Here is a 16562-nt window from a genome sequence, read left to right on the forward strand (position 1 = left end):
CAAGAGGTGAAACCATGCCGGGCATAGAAGCCTTAGCCGAACGGCTGTCGACCTACCTGGGCCCCGAACAGGTCAACCTGGTTCGCCGGGCCTATTTCTACGCCGAACAGGCACACGATGGGCAGCGCCGCCGCAGCGGCGAGCCCTATGTGACCCATCCGCTGGCCGTGGCCAGCATCCTCGCCGACATGCACATGGACCATCAGAGCCTGATGGCGGCCATGCTGCACGACGTGATCGAAGACACCGGCATCGCCAAGGAAGCCCTCAGCCAGCAGTTTGGCGAAACGGTTGCCGAGCTGGTCGATGGGGTCAGCAAACTGACCCAGATGAACTTCGAGACCAAGGCCGAAGCGCAGGCTGAAAACTTCCAGAAGATGGCCATGGCCATGGCCCGCGATATCCGCGTGATCCTGGTCAAGCTGGCCGACCGCCTGCACAACATGCGCACCCTGGAAGTGCTGTCTGGCGAAAAACGCCGACGCATCGCCAAGGAAACCCTGGAAATCTACGCGCCCATCGCCAACCGGCTGGGCATGCACACTGTGCGCGTAGAGTTTGAAGACCTCGGCTTCAAGGCCATGCACCCGATGCGCTCGTCGCTGATCCACCGGGCGGTCAAGAGCGCGCGCGGCAACCGTAAAGAGATCGTCGCCAAGATCGAACACTCGCTGGCCAACTGCCTGGCCGCCGACGGTATTCAAGGCGAGGTCAGCGGCCGGCAGAAACACCTCTATGGCATCTACAAGAAGATGCGCGGCAAGCGCCGCGCCTTCACCGAGATCATGGACGTGTACGCCTTCCGCATCATCGTCGACAAGGTCGACACCTGCTACCGCGTGCTCGGCGCCGTACACAACCTGTACAAGCCGCTGCCCGGGCGCTTCAAGGACTACATTGCGATCCCCAAGGCCAACGGCTATCAGTCGTTGCACACCACGCTGTTCGGCATGCACGGCGTGCCCATCGAAATCCAGATCCGCACCCGCGAAATGGAAGAGATGGCCAACAATGGCATCGCCGCACACTGGCTGTACAAGTCCAACGACGACGAGCAGCCCAAAGGCAACCATGCGCGCGCGCGCCAGTGGGTCAAGGGCATCCTCGAGCTGCAGCAGCGTGCCGGCAACTCGCTGGAATTCATCGAGAGCGTGAAGATCGACCTGTTCCCTGACGAGGTCTATGTCTTCACGCCCAAAGGCAGGATCATGGAGCTGCCCAAAGGCTCCACCGCCGTTGATTTCGCCTATGCGGTGCATACCGATGTGGGCAACAGCTGCATCGCCTGCCGCATCAACCGGCGCCTGGCGCCGCTGTCCGAGCCGCTGCAGAGCGGTTCGACGGTCGAGATCGTCAGCGCCCCGGGCGCGCGGCCCAACCCGGCCTGGCTCAACTTCGTGGTCACCGGCAAGGCCCGTACGCACATCCGCCACGCACTCAAGCAGCAGCGACGCTCCGAGTCGATCAACCTTGGCGAGCGCCTGCTGAACAAGGTGCTGACCGGTTTCGACAGCAGCCTCGAGCAAATCCCTCAGGAGCGTATCAACGCGATTCTCGCCGAGTACCGCCTGGAGCTGATCGAAGACCTGCTCGAAGACATTGGCCTGGGCAACCGCATGGCCTATGTGGTGGCCCGCCGCCTGCTGTCAGCCGAAGGCGAACAGCTCCCAGCACCGGAAGGCCCTCTGGCGATCCGCGGCACCGAAGGCCTGGTGTTGAGCTATGCCAAGTGCTGCACGCCCATCCCAGGCGACCCGATCGTCGGCCACCTGTCGGCAGGCAAGGGCATGGTCGTGCACCTGGAGAACTGCCGCAACATCAGTGAAATCCGCCATAACCCGGAGAAGTGCGTACAGCTTTCCTGGGCCAAGGACATCACCGGCGAATTCAATGTCGAGTTGCGTGTCGAGCTGGAACACCAGCGCGGCCTGATTGCCCTGCTGGCCAGCAGCGTCAATGCCGCCGACGGCAACATCGAGAAGATCAGCATGGACGAACGCGACGGCCGCATCAGCGTTGTCCAACTGGTGGTCAGCGTGCACGACCGCGTGCACCTGGCTCGTGTGATCAAGAAGCTGCGTACGCTGACCGGCGTGGTCCGCATCACCCGCATGCGTGCGTAGTCCGCCAACCGCAAGGAGTCATCATGAGCAAGACCGTCATCAACAGCGACAAGGCCCCTGCCGCCATCGGTACCTACTCGCAAGCGATCAAGGCCGGCAATACCGTTTACATGTCGGGCCAGATTCCGCTGGACCCGAACACCATGGAACTGGTTGAGGGCTTCGAAGCCCAGACCGTACAGGTCTTCGAGAACCTCAAGGCCGTTGCCGAAGCTGCGGGCGGTTCGTTCAAGGACATCGTCAAGCTGAACATCTTCCTCACCGACCTGAGCCACTTCGCCAAGGTCAACGAAGTGATGGGCCGCTACTTCGAGCAGCCGTATCCAGCCCGTGCCGCCATTGGCGTTGCCGCGCTGCCAAAAGGCGCCCAGGTAGAAATGGACGCCATCCTGGTCATCGATTGATGCCGCAGGTGACGGGCGCCTTGCCCGTCACCTTTCAGTTCAAGGTTAACCTACCATGCGTCAAGCACTGCCCCTCGCGCTGGCAGCCCTGCTTCTGAGCGGCTGCGCCAGCCACAAACCCGAAGATTTCAACGGCACCTGGATCAACCAGGACGCCATCAACGCCGCCGTCAAAGGTGGCAGCCTGCGCCAGGCCCTCAATGAGCACGGCCCCATCTTCGAGTGGAAACTCGATGTGGCCAGCCAGCAGGCCAGCTACAGCAATGGTTTCGAGGCCGCCGACGGCCAATTGAGCGCCGCTGACAAGCAATGGCAGGCCAACTTCCCGGGCGGCCAGACTGAACAGCTGGCGCTGGATGGCGACGAGCTGAAAGCCACGGACACAACCGGTGCCGAACGCAGTTTCGTCCGCGCCAAACAGCCCGGTAATGTGCCGTTGGGCAGCAGCTTCGAGAAAGCACTGTACCAAGCGTACCTCGGCGGGGACTGGAAGATTGTCGAAGGCCAGGGCACAGGTAGCGTCGTCCGGTTCACCGATAACGGCGGCGTCACCGGCCTGCCCGGCCCTGACCGCTACGCCCTGTGCCTGGCCGGCGATTGCGCAAGCATGGGGGGCAGCAACGACAGCCTTTGGCTTGAGCGCAACCAACGTGGCGCGCCATTCATCTTCAAGCGCGATGGCGACAAGCTGGAGATCTTCCAGGCGCTCAACCGCGCACAGCCCGATGAAATCCCGCAACTGGCAGCCGGTACCCGCCAGTGGGTGCTGGAGAAAGACTGACCCAAGTCGCGCCTGGTTTCACTGGCCTAATCGCCGGCTTGCCGGCGATAGGGCCAGCAGCAACACAGCAGGCTTCAGCCTTCGCCTTTCAGGATCGCCGCGTATCCTTCCTTGTAACTCGGATACTCCGGCACCCAACCCAATGCCCGCACCCGGGCATTGCTGCAGCGCTTGCTGCCGGTGCGGCGCACCCGCTGCTCATCGGACCATTCGGTAACGCCCATGTAAGCTCGCAACCAGCCAACCACATCGGCCAGTGGCGCAGGGTCGTCATCAACACCTATATAGCAATCGTCCAACGCCACACCATCGGCATCGGCCTGCAGCAGGAACGCCAGCAGGCTTGCGGCATCCTCGGCATGGATACGGTTGCCATACAGCGGCGGCTCGGTCGCCACCCGATAGCCCTGACGCACCTGGCTGAGGAGCCACTCACGCCCTGGGCCGTAGATCCCCGTCAGGCGCACGATGCTTGCCGGCATGCCGCCAGCCAGGGCCAGCCGCTCAGCCTCCAGCATCACACGCCCCGAATAGCCTTGCGGCTCGGTAGGTGCGGCCTCATCGATCCACTCCCCATCCTTTTGTGCAAACACACTGCTGCTGGACACGAACAGCAGGCGGCGCGGGCGCTGCCCACGCTCGGCCAGCCAACCCAGCACGTGACGCAAGCCTTCAACGTAAGCGCTTTGATAACCCGCCTCATCGTGCTGGCTGGCGGCTACGCAATACACCAGATAATCCGGGGAATGCTGTGGCCAAGCCTGGGGCATGCCCGGATCGGACAGGTCGGCAGCGATCGGTACAACACCCTGTGGCAGGTGTTCGACCGAACGGCGCAGGCCGCTTACCTGCCAGCCACGGGCGAGCAATTGGCGGGCCAGCCGGCCGCCGACATCACCACAACCTACGATCAATACGGAACGGTCTGACATCACTTAACTCCCTAGACCAAAGGATCAGGCTAGCCGGATTACACGATAGGCGGCTAGACCATGGGCGAAAAAAGCAACGAGATTACTTTTGTTAACAAGAATTACTTGCAATAATGGCACCCCTATCTGTTCTCGGCCTATCTCGAGGCCTTGGAGAACGCACACTTTTTTCTTCATCAGGTCCGGCCAGCATGACACGTACTCACACTTCCGCTTCGCCAACCCCGTCACGCGCCTGGCGCGCCATTGCCGCGCTGATGTTCAGCCTGGTGCTGGCCCCAGCGGCTATGGCCGATGAGCCCAATACCAACGTCAGCGCCCCAGCAGCTGCAAGCGCACCGGCCACCCCAGCCACCGAAAGCCAGGCACCTGCTGGCGACGCTCAGGCCGCTACGCCGGTCGATGCGCCAGCGGCAGCGGCCCCAGGCACCGAAGCCGTGGTCGAGAACACTTCGCTGGGCATGGCCCATGACCTGTCCCCATGGGGCATGTACAAGAACGCCGACGTGGTGGTGAAAGCGGTCATGATCGGCCTGGCCATTGCCTCGATCATCACCTGGACCATCTGGATCGCCAAGGGCTTCGAACTGATGGGCGCCAAGCGTCGCCTGCGCGGCGAAATTGCACAGCTGAAGAAGTCTGCCAGCCTCAAGGAAGCCAGCGAGGTCTCCAACAAGGAGGGCACCCTGGCCCACACGCTGGTCCACGACGCCCTGGAAGAAATGCGCCTGTCGGCCAACGCCCGTGAAAAAGAAGGCATCAAGGAACGCGTGAGCTTCCGCCTGGAGCGCCTGGTGCATGCCAGCGGCCGCAACATGAGCAGCGGCACCGGCGTGCTCGCCACCATCGGTTCCACCGCGCCGTTCGTCGGCCTGTTCGGTACCGTGTGGGGCATCATGAACAGCTTCATCGGCATCGCCAAAACCCAGACCACCAACCTGGCCGTCGTTGCCCCGGGTATCGCCGAAGCCCTGCTGGCCACCGCCCTGGGCCTGGTCGCAGCGATCCCGGCCGTAGTTATCTACAACGTCTTCGCCCGCTCCATCGCCGGCTACAAAGCCCAGGTTTCCGACGCTTCGGCGCAGGTCCTGCTGCTGGTCAGCCGTGACCTGGACCACCAGGGTGGCGAGCGCGTCGCCCCGCACATGGTGAAAGTGGGGTAAGCCATGGGCCTGCATCTGAACGAAGGTGGCGACGACCTCGCCGAAAACCACGAAATCAACGTCACGCCGTTCATCGACGTGATGCTGGTACTGCTGATCATCTTCATGGTGGCCGCGCCCCTGGCCACGGTCGACATCAAGGTCGACCTGCCGGCCTCGACCGCCAAGCCGGCACCGAGGCCGGAGAAACCGGTGTTCGTCAGCGTCAAGGCCGACCAGAAGCTGTATGTCGGTGACGATCAGGTGCCTGCCGCCGACCAGCTTGGCCCGATGCTCGATGCCAAGACCAAGGGCGACAAGGAAACCACCATCTTCTTCCAGGCCGACAAAGGCGTGGATTACGGTGACCTGATGGAAGTGATGAACAACATGCGCGCGGCCGGCTACCTCAAAGTCGGTCTGGTAGGTCTCGAGACGGCAGCCAAGAAATGACGAAGACGCGGCACAATATGGCGCGTTACAGCGGCAGCCTGGCACTTGTGCTGGGTGTCCATGCCGTCGCTGTGCTGCTCACGCTCAACTGGTCGGTGCCCCAGGCCGTCGAGCTGCCCCCGGCAGCCATGATGGTCGAACTGGCACCGCTGCCCGAGCCCGCACCGCCACCACCACCGAAGGCCGCTCCACAGCCACCGGCACCGGTCGAAGAGCCGCCGCTGCCCAAGGTGGCCGAAGCGCCCAAACCAAAGATCGCCATCGCCAAGCCGCCCAAGCCCAAACCCAAGCCTCAACCGCCGAAGCCTGAGAAAAAGCCTGAGCCGCCAAAGGATGAGCCACCGACCAAAGAACAGGTCGTGGACACGCCGCCAACCAACACGCCACCGCAGAAGTCGGCGGCACCGGCACCCAGCATTGCCGCGAACAGCAAAGCGTTGCCTACGTGGCAGAGCGACCTGCTGCGCCACCTGGCGAAGTACAAGCGCTACCCGGAAGACGCACGCCGCCGGGGCCTTCAGGGCATCAACCGCCTGCGCTTCGTGGTCGACGCCGAAGGCAAGGTGGTCTCGTACTCCATGGCCGGTGGTTCGGGCAGCGCGGCGCTGGACCGGGCAACCCTGGAAATGATCCGTCGGGCCGGCAAGGTACCCAAGCCGCCTGCCGAATTGCTGAACAATGGCACGATCGAAGTAGTGGCACCGTTCGTCTACTCGCTGGACCGTCGCTGATACTTTTGTTTCTGTCACAAATCGGCAAGTCTGATAACGTGCGTCTATCGATTGCAGCCGCTATGCTGGGCTCGCAACTTCATGGACGCACGTTATGACCCTCACAGAATTACGCTACATCGTCACTCTCGCCCAGGAGCAGCACTTCGGCCACGCCGCCGAGCGTTGCCATGTCAGCCAGCCCACCCTGTCCGTCGGTGTCAAAAAGCTTGAGGACGAGCTTGGCGTGCTGATCTTCGAGCGCAGCAAGAGCGCGGTACGCCTGACGCCAGTCGGTGAAAGCATCGTCGCCCAGGCACAGAAGGTACTGGAGCAGGCGCAGGGCATCCGCGAACTGGCCCAGGCCGGCAAGAACCAACTCACCGCGCCGCTCAAGGTCGGTGCTATCTACACCGTCGGCCCTTACCTCTTCCCGCACCTGATCCCGCAGCTGCACCGCGTGGCACCGCAGATGCCGCTGTACATCGAAGAGAACTTCACCCATGTGCTGCGCGAAAAACTGCGCAATGGTGAACTCGACGCAGTGATCATCGCCCTGCCGTTCAACGAAGCCGACGTGCTGACCCTGCCGCTGTACGATGAGCCATTCTGTGCCCTGATGCCCGCCGACCACCCCTGGACGGCGAAAAAGACCATCGACACCGCCATGCTCAACGACAAGAGCCTGCTGCTGCTCGGCGAGGGCCACTGCTTCCGCGACCAGGTTCTGGAAGCCTGCCCGACGCTGAACAAAGGCGGCGAAAGCGCCAAGCACACCACGGTGGAGTCCAGCTCGCTGGAAACCATACGCCACATGGTCGCTTCGGGCCTGGGCGTGTCGATCCTGCCGCTTTCGGCGGTGCACAGCCACCACTACGCACCAGGGGTCATCGAGGTGCGGCCGCTTACCGCACCGGCACCGTTTCGCACCGTAGCCATCGCCTGGCGCGCCAGCTTCCCGCGGCCCAAGGCCATCGAGATCCTTGCCGACTCGATTCGCCTCTGCTCGGTAGCCAAGCCCGCTGTGGAACAACCGGCCTGAGTCATGACTGAGCTGTCGAAGGTCTCTGTCACCGCGCTCAAGGGCGTAGGCGAAGCCATGGCGCAGAAGCTCGCCAAGGTGGGCCTGGAAAACCTGCAGGACGTGTTGTTTCACCTGCCGCTGCGTTACCAGGACCGCACCCGGGTGGTGCCTATCGGCGCCCTGCGCCCCGGCCAGGACGCCGTGATCGAAGGGGTGGTCAGTGGCGCCGATGTGACCATGGGCAAACGCCGCAGCCTTGTCGTGCGCCTGGGTGATGGCAGCGGCGTGCTCAGCCTGCGCTTCTATCACTTCAGCAATGCGCAGAAGGAAGGCCTCAAGCGCGGTACCCACCTGCGCTGCTATGGCGAGGCCCGCCCCGGCGCCTCGGGCCTGGAGATCTACCACCCGGAGTACCGTGCACTCAATGGCGACGAGCCGCCACCGCCGGTCGAGCAGACCCTGACGCCGATCTACCCGTCCACCGAAGGCCTCACCCAGCAGCGCCTGCGCCTGCTCTGCCAGCAGAGCCTGGGCATGCTTGGCCCACGCAGCCTGCCGGACTGGTTGCCGGACGAACTGGCCCGGGACTACCACCTGGCACCGCTGGACGATGCCATCCGCTACCTGCACAACCCGCCGGCCGATGCCGACCTTGATGAGCTTGCCGAAGGCCAGCACTGGGCCCAGCACCGCCTTGCCTTCGAAGAGCTGCTCACCCACCAGCTGTCGCAACAGCGCCTGCGTGAAAGCCTGCGCAGCTTGCGCGCTCCGGTTCTGCCCAAGGCCAAGCGCCTGCAGGTGCAGTACCTGGCCAACCTGGGCTTCAAGCCGACCGGCGCACAGCAGCGGGTAGCCGATGAAATCGCCTATGACCTGAGCCTGGCCGAGCCGATGATGCGCCTGGTACAGGGCGATGTCGGCGCCGGCAAGACCGTGGTTGCCGCACTGGCGGCGCTACAGGCACTGGAGGCCGGCTACCAGGTGGCGCTGATGGCGCCCACCGAGATTCTCGCCGAGCAGCACTACATCACCTTCAAGCGCTGGCTGGAGCCGCTGGGCCTGGAAGTCGCCTGGCTGGCCGGCAAGCTCAAGGGCAAGGCCCGCGCCAGCGCCCTGGAACAGATCGCCAACGGTGCGCCGATGGTGGTGGGTACCCACGCGTTGTTCCAGGAAGAAGTGCAATTCAAGCACCTGGCCCTGGCGATCATCGACGAACAGCACCGTTTTGGTGTGCAACAACGTCTGGCCCTGCGCAAGAAGGGTGTTGCAGGCGAACTGTGTCCGCACCAGCTGATCATGACCGCCACGCCGATCCCGCGCACGCTGGCGATGAGCGCCTATGCCGACCTCGACACCTCGGTGCTCGACGAACTGCCGCCAGGGCGCACGCCGGTGAACACCGTGCTGGTCGCCGACAGCCGGCGTTTCGAAGTGGTGGAGCGGGTGCGCGCCGCTTGCGCCGAAGGGCGCCAGGCCTATTGGGTCTGCACCCTGATCGAAGAGTCCGAAGAGCTCACCTGCCAGGCAGCCGAGAGCACCTACGAAGAACTGGGCAGCGCCTTGGGTGAACTGCGCGTGGGCCTGATCCACGGGCGCATGAAGCCTGCGGAAAAGGCCGCAGTGATGGCCGAATTCAAGCAAGGCGACCTGCAACTGCTGGTCGCAACCACGGTGATCGAGGTGGGTGTGGACGTGCCCAACGCCAGCCTGATGATCATCGAGAACCCTGAACGCCTGGGCCTTGCCCAACTGCACCAGTTGCGCGGCCGGGTTGGCAGGGGCAGTGCGGTGAGCCACTGCGTGCTGCTGTATCACCCGCCCCTGTCGCAGATCGGCCGCGAACGCCTGGGGATCATGCGCGAAACCAACGACGGTTTCATCATCGCTGAAAAGGACCTGGAGCTGCGCGGCCCCGGCGAGATGCTCGGGACGCGTCAGACCGGCCTGTTACAATTCAAGGTCGCCGACCTGATGCGCGATGCCGACCTGTTACCAGCCGTGCGCGACGCCGCACAGGCCCTCATTGCACGCTGGCCCGAGCACGTCAGCCCGCTGCTCGACCGTTGGCTGCGCCACGGCCAGCAATATGGCCAAGTGTGACGCCAGTACCAGAATGGATCCAGCTTTGCGACCAGACTGGTTATACTTCGCGTTTAAAAGAATCAGTGGATACGGACCATGACTGAAGCTGCCCTGGACACCGCAACCCCACACGCACCGTCTGTTATCCGGCTGTTGCTCGAAAAACTGGGCGTTGCCTATCGCGAGGTGCCAGAGCATACGCAACTGCCGGCTGCTTCACGGGTACAGGCGATCCTGCTGGATGACGAGATCGGCGCATTGATGGTGCTGTTCCCGCAGAGCAAGCTGCTGGACCTCAATCGTCTGGAAGAGCTGACGGGCCGCAAGCTCAAAGCCGTGCCGGTACAACGCCTGAAACAGATGCTCGACAAGCACCATCTGAAGGCCTTGCCTGCGATTCCGGCGCTGACCAGTTCGCCCTGCCTCTATGAAGGCAAGTTGCTCGATGCCGAACGCCTGCTGATCCAGTCCGGTGAAGCCGGTCTGTTGCTGGAAATCCAGCGTGACGACTTCAAGCACATGATGCAAAAGGCCAGCGCTGGCACTTTCGGCCAACCCGTCAGGGAAATACGCCCCAATCTCGACCGCCCGGATGATGACTCCAGGGAGATTACCCTAGCAGTGCAGGCATTCACCGCCCGCCGCATCCAGAAGCGCCTGGAAGAAACCATCGAGATACCGCCGCTGGCCGATACGGCGCAGAAAATCATCAAGCTGCGGGTCGACCCCAATGCCAGCATCGACGACATCACCGGCGTGGTCGAAACCGACCCGGCCCTGGCCGCACAGGTGGTCAGCTGGGCTGCTTCACCCTATTACGCCTCCCCAGGCAAGATCCGCTCGGTGGAAGATGCCATCGTCCGCGTCTTAGGCTTCGATCTGGTGATCAACCTGGCCCTGGGCCTGGCATTGGGCAAGACGTTGAGCCTGCCCAAGGACCACCCGCAACAGGCGACGCCGTACTGGCAGCAGTCGATCTACACTGCGGCGATCATCGAAGGCCTGACCCGGGCCATGCCTCGGGCCGAACGCCCTGAAGCCGGCCTGACTTACCTGGCCGGGCTGTTGCACAACTTCGGCTATCTGCTGCTGGCGCATGTGTTCCCGCCGCACTTCTCGCTGATCTGCCGCCATCTGGAGGTCAACCCGCACCTGTGCCACACCTATGTGGAGCAGCACCTGCTGGGTATCAGCCGCGAGCAGATCGGCGCCTGGCTGATGAAGCTGTGGGACATGCCCGAAGAGCTGTCGACCGCGCTGCGCTTCCAGCATGATCCTGCCTATGACGGCGAATACTCGGCGTACCCCAATCTGGTGTGCCTGGCGACCCGCCTGCTGCGCTGCCGCGGCATCGGCTCGGGGCCGCAGGAGGCAATCCCCGACGAATTGCTGGAGCGCCTGGGCATTACCCGGGAGAAAGCTGAGGACGTCGTGAACAAGGTGCTCGAGGCCGAGAGTTTGCTGCGCGAACTGGCGTCGCAGTTCAACGCACCGCACTGAAAACGTTGGGGCTGCACAGCAGCCCCAGCTGTTCAGCCTTTTTTCTTCTTCGGTTTCAGGTATTTCATCAAACCCTGGAACCACATCACCAGCGCCGGATTGCCCTTGATCTGGATGCTCTTGTCCTGGATGCCCTGCATGAACGCCAACTGCTTGTTGCTCGCCTGCATCGTGGCGAAGCCATAGGCAGCGTCCTTGAAGGCAATGGCAAAGGCTGGCTGCGGATGAGCGCCACCTTTGCTGCTGATGCGTTCGCCACTGACGATGAAGTGCCGGGCAACCTTGCCATCGAGCGTCTGCATCTGGAACACCAGGTCCTTGTCCTTGAGTTGCTGCTGAAATGCCGGGTTGTTACGGCTGGCCTTGGCCATCAACAACCCCATGGCCCAGAGAAGAAAGCGGAACTTCATCAACGCGCCTCGAATATAAAATGACCGAAGCGCACAGTTTATCCGTTTCCTGAACTATTTACGCACATTCGCAGCTCGATGCTTTCCGAAAGCACAACGGGCGCACTGAGGCGCCCGTTTGAGCAGAGGCTGCAAGTCAAGCGTCGGTCATTTGGCTTTCTTGGCCGGCTTGGCGGGCACATTGACGCTGTCACGCAGGTTTTTGCCAGGCTTGAAGGCCACAGTATTGCTGGCCTTGATCTTCACTGGCTCACCGGTCTGAGGATTCTTGCCGGTACGGGCGCCGCGATGCCGTTTTTCAAAAGTGCCGAAGCCGACGAGGGTCACGGTGTCTTTGTCCAGCGCACCGGTGATGCTGTCGAGAATGGCATTGAGCACCTGATTGGCCTTTTCCTTGGTCAGATCGGCCTTTTCGGCGATGACGGCGGCGAGTTCTGGTTTACGCATAATGAAGCCTCTTTGACGGGAATTCTTGTTGTTATTGCCGTGCTGCCCGTGAAGCAGCGTTCAAGGCACCGCAGGCTCTAATCTGCGGCAGACGGAAGTGAGAATGGCACGCCGACCGGGGCCGCGCCAGTATCTGGGCGGCCATTGTGCGGTCAACTACAGGATAAATCCGACAGAACGCCCGCTGTTTACGCCATCAGCGCAGGCAGCTGCCGATTCAGGGCCAGTTTTTCCATGACGGCGCTGCCTGTCAGGGCATAGCCCAGCAACTGGCCGTCAGCAGCGTGACAGAGCACTTTCAGGTCACTGCCCTGCCCTTGCACCTGCCAGGTACCTTCGCAACCAGGCGGCGGCGGCGAAACCACCAACGGGCAAGCCGGTGTTTTCACAGTGATGGGCATCGGCCCGTAACTGACCTGCGTCGGGTTGCCTGTCAAAGTCTGGGCCAGGGCTCGAGCGCAGGCCATCAATGGCATCACATAGAGCAGGTTGATACCCTCGACTTCAGCGCAGTCGCCCAGCGCGAAAATGTTGCCGTGGGAGGTGCGCAGTTGGCGGTCCACGACTACGCCGCGGTTGGTCTGCAGGCCCGCTGCAGCGGCCAGGTCGGTACGCGGGCGCAGGCCGATGGCCGATACCACCAGGTCGCAGGCGATCACGCTGCCATCGGACAAATGCGCCTCAAGGCCCTCACTCACCTGCTGCAGGCGAGTGAGTACGGGGCCCAGGTGAAAACGCACACCCAGCCCTTGCAACCCACCCTGAACGGCAGCGGCAGCGGCAGGATGCAACAGGGTCGGCATGACCTGCTCGCACGGCGCCACCACATCGACCTCAAAACCACCCAGGCGCATGTCATTGGCGAACTCGCAGCCGATCAGGCCGGCCCCGAGGATCAATACACGCTGCTTGCCAGCCGCGGCAGCACGCAAACGTGCGTAGTCTTCCAGATCATTGACCGGGAACACATGATCTGCCCCGTCACCCTCCACCGGCACCTGCACGGTCTGCGCGCCCCAGGCCAGCACCAGATCGCGATACTCCACCGCTTCTTCACCAATCCACAGGCGCTTGTGGCCAGGGTCGATACCGCTGATGCGCGTGTGGGTGCGGATAACCGCCTTGAGTTGCTCGGCCATGGCCCCCGGCTCGGCCATGCACAGGCCGTCCGCGTCCTTTTGCTTGGCGAAGCCGGTGGAAAGCATGGGCTTGGAATAGGAGCGACCGTCGTCGGCCGTAATCAGCAGCAGCGGCGTATCGCCATCGAGCTTGCGAAACTCACGGGCGAGGTTATAGCCGGCCAGGCCGGTCCCGATGATGACCACGGGGGACGTCATGTCGTGCTTTCCTCTTGGTTGAACAGCATGGCGATCAGCCGATGGCGATCATTTCAAAGTCGCTTTTGCCGACGCCGCAATCGGGGCACAGCCAATCTTGCGGCACATCCTCCCAGCGGGTACCCGGCGCGATGCCGTCATCCGGCCATCCTTGGGCCTCGTCGTAGATCAGGCCACAGACAATACACTGCCACTTCTTCATGATTTGTCGTTCCTCGGTACAGGCTCAGGCTTTGTCATTCGGGCTCAGGGCCCTTACGCGGGCATTATGCAAGCAGTTGGGGCAATCATGCTAAGCTCGCCGCCTCTCTGGCTGTAATCAAGCATACCGACGTGTCGTACGAATCCCCGCAAGCAGCCGCTGTCGCGTGGCTGGCGTATCCACAACTGGCGGTCGATACCGACCAGCCTGCCCTCGACTGGCTGTTCGACGAAGGTTCCCTGACCCGCCGCCTGACCCGACTGTCCAACGATCATTTCAGCGTGACGCCACTGTTCGAGGGCTGGCAGGCGCTGCGCGATGACGAATGCCTGGCGCTGGGTATCGCGCCAGGCGCTGAAGGCTGGGTGCGCGAGGTGTACCTGCGCGGCCATGGTCAGCCCTGGGTCTTCGCCCGCAGCGTGGCCAGCCGTAGCGCCCTGGAGCGCGGCGGTTTGCACCTGGAGACCTTGGGCAGCCGTTCGCTGGGCGAGTTGTTGTTCTGCGACCAGGCGTTCATCCGCCACCCCATCGAAGTGTGCACTTATCCACAGCAGTGGTTACCTGTCGAGGCGGCGCACGCAGGGTTGTGGGGGCGGCGCTCGCGCTTCGAGCGCGATGGCCTCGACCTGCTGGTGGCCGAAGTATTCCTGCCGGCACTGTGGCAAGCCGCCAAGGGGGAAAACCGCTGATGTACCTGCAACTGCTCAAGTCGCTCAACCGCGTGCACCCGCGCGCCTGGGACTTCATCCAGCTCAGCCGCATGGACCGGCCGATCGGCATCTACCTGCTGCTGTGGCCGACCCTGACGGCGGTGTGGATTGCAGGCCTTGGTTCACCAACCTTGGCCAACGTGCTGATCTTTGGCCTGGGCGTGGTGCTGATGCGTGCCGCTGGCTGCTGCATCAATGACTTCGCCGACCGCAAGGTCGATGGCCACGTCAAACGCACCGCCGACCGCCCGCTGGCCAGTGGCCGGGTCAAGCCGCGCGAGGCGCTGGCGCTGTTCGCGGCCCTGGTGGCGGTGAGCTTCCTGTTGGTACTGTGCACCAACAGCCAGACCGTGTGGCTGTCATTCGGCGCGGTGGCTTTGGCGTCTTGTTACCCCTTCATGAAGCGCTACACCTACTACCCGCAGGTGGTGCTGGGGGCTGCGTATTCGTGGGGCATCCCCATGGCCTTCACGGCCGCCGGCGGCGAATTGCCGGCCAGCGCCTGGCTGCTGTACATCGCCAACCTGCTGTGGACGGTGGGCTACGATACCTACTACGCCATGGTCGACCGGGACGATGACCTTAAGATCGGGGTGAAATCGACCGCGATCCTGTTTGGCGAGTCCGACCGGGTGATCATCCTGACCCTGCAGATGCTGTCGCTGGGCTGCCTGTTGCTGGCGGGAAGCCGCTTCGAGCTGGGTGGCTGGTTCCACCTTGGGCTGCTGGGTGCCGCACTGTGCTTTGCCTGGGAGTACTGGTCGACACGCAAACTGGACAGGGAGTCGTGCTTCAAGGCGTTTCTGCACAACCACTGGGCGGGGCTGCTGGTGTTCATGGGTGTCGTGCTCGATTACGCCCTGCGCTGAACACAACCCCGGCAAGCCACCCTGTGGAAGCCGGCTTGCCGGCGATTGGGCCGCAAAGCGGCCCCAGCCACCTCAAGGCTTGGCGACGTGCCAGACGTCTTTCAAACCATCACCGGTCATGTCCCCAGCCTTCTTGTCCTTCACGAAGGTATACAGGGGCTTGCCGTCATATGCCCACTGCTTCTTGCCATCGTCGCGCATCACCACCGACCACTTGTCCTTGGCAGGCTCGTCATCGGCCTTGACCAGCAGCGGCGGCCAGTTGGTGGCGCACTCGCCATTGCACATCGACTTGCCGCCAGCATCCTTGTCGAAGGTGTACAGCGTCATGCCCGCGTGATCGACCCACATGCCGTCCTTCTCCATGGCATGGTGGGCCGACGCTACCCCGGGCAGTGCCAGTGCAGCGCAAAGGGCCATCCAGCTCAGCGTGTGTCGTGTCATTGGAATCACCGTGAATTCGGGGGTGGAATGAGTTCGAACAGCCGCCGCAGCGGCCCCTCAAAGCCTAGCCCAGTCATGCAATGTCGCCAGAATGGCCAACACCCTGTCACACAGCTGCAATAATTCCGTTATCTAATGCGGGCCAGACCCGATATTCCAGGAGAGGTTTAAAGCATGGTTGGCAGAAACATTCTGATCGTCGACGACGAAGCGCCCATTCGCGAGATGATCGCCGTTGCATTGGAAATGGCCGGCTATGACTGCCTGGAAGCCGAGAACTCCCAACAGGCCCACGCAATCATCGTCGACCGTAAACCGGACCTGATCCTGCTCGACTGGATGCTGCCGGGCACTTCCGGCATCGAGTTGGCACGCCGCCTCAAGCGCGATGAACTCACCGGCGATATCCCGATCATCATGCTCACCGCCAAAGGCGAAGAGGACAACAAGATCCAGGGCCTGGAAGTCGGCGCCGACGACTACATCACCAAACCCTTCTCGCCTCGCGAGCTGGTGGCGCGCCTGAAGGCCGTGCTGCGCCGCGCCGGCCCGAGCGACAGCGAAGCCCCTATCGAAGTCGGCGGCCTGCTGCTCGACCCGATCAGCCACCGCGTGACCATCGACGGCAAGCCGGCCGAAATGGGCCCCACCGAATACCGCCTGCTGCAGTTCTTCATGACCCACCAGGAGCGCGCCTACACCCGGGGCCAGTTGCTCGACCAGGTCTGGGGCGGCAACGTCTATGTCGAGGAACGCACCGTCGATGTGCACATCCGCCGCCTGCGCAAGGCACTGGGTGAAGCCTACGAAAATCTGGTACAAACCGTTCGGGGCACTGGCTACCGCTTCTCGACCAAAAGCTAGCTGCGAGCTTCCAGCCTCAAGCTGCAAGGAAAAGCCAGCAGCATCCAGGCTGGAAAAAGGACTATCAGCATCACCGATCCGCTTCTTCTTGCAGCTTGTAGCTTGCAGCTTGCGGCTGGATCCGAAGG

General features: G+C 62.8%; 18 protein-coding genes. 12 read left to right on the forward strand and 6 right to left on the reverse strand.

The window, feature by feature from the left end:
- Positions 1–14 precede the first annotated feature (14 nt).
- From spoT to BLX42_RS19355, 3 genes are read left to right on the forward strand one after another with little or no spacing between them, the layout of a single operon-like run.
- Positions 15–2123 carry a bifunctional GTP diphosphokinase/guanosine-3',5'-bis pyrophosphate 3'-pyrophosphohydrolase gene (gene spoT / locus BLX42_RS19345; protein WP_046786862.1) on the forward strand — a complete coding sequence of 703 codons (2109 nt, stop codon included), beginning with the start codon at positions 15–17 and terminating at the stop codon, positions 2121–2123.
- A gap of 23 nt (positions 2124–2146) precedes the next feature.
- Complete coding sequence (locus BLX42_RS19350; RefSeq protein WP_012312121.1) at positions 2147–2527, forward strand: RidA family protein; 381 nt, start codon at positions 2147–2149, stop codon at positions 2525–2527.
- A 55-nt stretch (positions 2528–2582) separates the two neighbouring features.
- The gene (locus BLX42_RS19355; RefSeq protein WP_161872411.1) at positions 2583–3308 is read left to right on the forward strand and encodes a hypothetical protein; all 726 of its coding nucleotides are present in this window, start codon (positions 2583–2585) and stop codon (positions 3306–3308) included.
- Between the two features lie 74 nt (positions 3309–3382).
- On the opposite strand, the gene BLX42_RS19360 is transcribed toward BLX42_RS19355, so the two are convergent.
- Complete coding sequence (locus BLX42_RS19360; RefSeq protein WP_161872412.1) at positions 3383–4240, reverse strand: SDR family oxidoreductase; 858 nt, start codon at positions 4238–4240, stop codon at positions 3383–3385.
- A 191-nt stretch (positions 4241–4431) separates the two neighbouring features.
- Here BLX42_RS19360 and exbB point away from each other — a divergent pair, with 191 nt between their 5' ends.
- The 6 genes from exbB to BLX42_RS19390 all read left to right on the forward strand — a co-directional run bounded on the left by exbB (position 4432) and on the right by BLX42_RS19390 (position 11151).
- Complete coding sequence (gene exbB, locus BLX42_RS19365; RefSeq protein ID WP_046786859.1) at positions 4432–5403, forward strand: tonB-system energizer ExbB; 972 nt, start codon at positions 4432–4434, stop codon at positions 5401–5403.
- Positions 5404–5406: 3 nt separating this feature from the next.
- On the forward strand, positions 5407–5835 hold the full coding sequence (gene exbD / locus BLX42_RS19370; RefSeq protein ID WP_046786858.1) for a TonB system transport protein ExbD: 429 nt from the start codon (positions 5407–5409) through the stop codon (positions 5833–5835).
- On the forward strand, positions 5832–6566 hold the full coding sequence (locus BLX42_RS19375) for an energy transducer TonB (protein WP_125924405.1): 735 nt from the start codon (positions 5832–5834) through the stop codon (positions 6564–6566). Before exbD ends, BLX42_RS19375 begins: the two co-directional genes overlap by 4 nt.
- A 94-nt stretch (positions 6567–6660) precedes the next feature.
- Positions 6661–7587 (forward strand): hydrogen peroxide-inducible genes activator, encoded by a 927-nt coding sequence (locus BLX42_RS19380; RefSeq protein ID WP_046786856.1) that lies wholly within the window; start codon positions 6661–6663, stop codon positions 7585–7587.
- Between the two features lie 3 nt (positions 7588–7590).
- Positions 7591–9669 (forward strand): ATP-dependent DNA helicase RecG, encoded by a 2079-nt coding sequence (gene recG, locus BLX42_RS19385; RefSeq protein ID WP_161872413.1) that lies wholly within the window; start codon positions 7591–7593, stop codon positions 9667–9669.
- 78 nt (positions 9670–9747) lie between these two features.
- Entirely contained in the window at positions 9748–11151 is a 1404-nt protein-coding gene (locus BLX42_RS19390) for an aminoacyl-tRNA deacylase and HDOD domain-containing protein (RefSeq protein WP_115273271.1), read from the forward strand.
- Positions 11152–11183: 32 nt separating this feature from the next.
- Here the strand turns inward: BLX42_RS19390 and BLX42_RS19395 are convergent, their stop codons facing one another.
- The 4 genes from BLX42_RS19395 to BLX42_RS19410 all read right to left on the reverse strand — a co-directional run bounded on the left by BLX42_RS19395 (position 11184) and on the right by BLX42_RS19410 (position 13547).
- Positions 11184–11561 carry a helicase gene (locus tag BLX42_RS19395; protein ID WP_039605049.1) on the reverse strand — a complete coding sequence of 126 codons (378 nt, stop codon included), beginning with the start codon at positions 11559–11561 and terminating at the stop codon, positions 11184–11186.
- Between the two features lie 147 nt (positions 11562–11708).
- Positions 11709–12008, reverse strand: coding sequence for an HU family DNA-binding protein (locus tag BLX42_RS19400; RefSeq protein ID WP_039605050.1), 300 nt, complete (start codon positions 12006–12008; stop codon positions 11709–11711).
- Between the two features lie 188 nt (positions 12009–12196).
- The gene (locus BLX42_RS19405) at positions 12197–13345 is read right to left on the reverse strand and encodes an NAD(P)/FAD-dependent oxidoreductase (RefSeq protein ID WP_161872414.1); all 1149 of its coding nucleotides are present in this window, start codon (positions 13343–13345) and stop codon (positions 12197–12199) included.
- A 34-nt stretch (positions 13346–13379) separates the two neighbouring features.
- Positions 13380–13547: a rubredoxin gene (locus BLX42_RS19410; protein ID WP_012312109.1), complete on the reverse strand. Its 168-nt coding sequence runs from the start codon at positions 13545–13547 to the stop codon at positions 13380–13382.
- A gap of 131 nt (positions 13548–13678) precedes the next feature.
- On the opposite strand from BLX42_RS19410, the gene BLX42_RS19415 reads away from it, so the two are divergent.
- Together BLX42_RS19415 and ubiA are read left to right on the forward strand one after the other, a co-directional pair.
- Positions 13679–14236, forward strand: a complete 558-nt coding sequence (locus BLX42_RS19415; protein ID WP_161872415.1) for a chorismate lyase — start codon at positions 13679–13681, stop codon at positions 14234–14236.
- Complete coding sequence (gene ubiA, locus BLX42_RS19420) at positions 14236–15126, forward strand: 4-hydroxybenzoate octaprenyltransferase (protein ID WP_046786850.1); 891 nt, start codon at positions 14236–14238, stop codon at positions 15124–15126. Before BLX42_RS19415 ends, ubiA begins: the two co-directional genes overlap by 1 nt.
- 72 nt (positions 15127–15198) lie before the next feature.
- On the opposite strand, the gene BLX42_RS19425 is transcribed toward ubiA, so the two are convergent.
- A complete protein-coding gene (locus BLX42_RS19425; RefSeq protein ID WP_039604143.1) occupies positions 15199–15570 on the reverse strand; it encodes a hypothetical protein in 372 nt (123 codons plus the stop codon).
- Positions 15571–15744: 174 nt separating this feature from the next.
- On the opposite strand from BLX42_RS19425, the gene phoB reads away from it, so the two are divergent.
- On the forward strand, positions 15745–16434 hold the full coding sequence (gene phoB / locus BLX42_RS19430; protein ID WP_012312105.1) for a phosphate regulon transcriptional regulator PhoB: 690 nt from the start codon (positions 15745–15747) through the stop codon (positions 16432–16434).
- The last annotated feature ends 128 nt before the right edge of the window (positions 16435–16562 follow it).

The sequence above is a fragment of the Pseudomonas sp. SG-MS2 genome (genome assembly GCF_009933855.1).
GTDB lineage: Bacteria > Pseudomonadota > Gammaproteobacteria > Pseudomonadales > Pseudomonadaceae > Aquipseudomonas > Aquipseudomonas putida_E.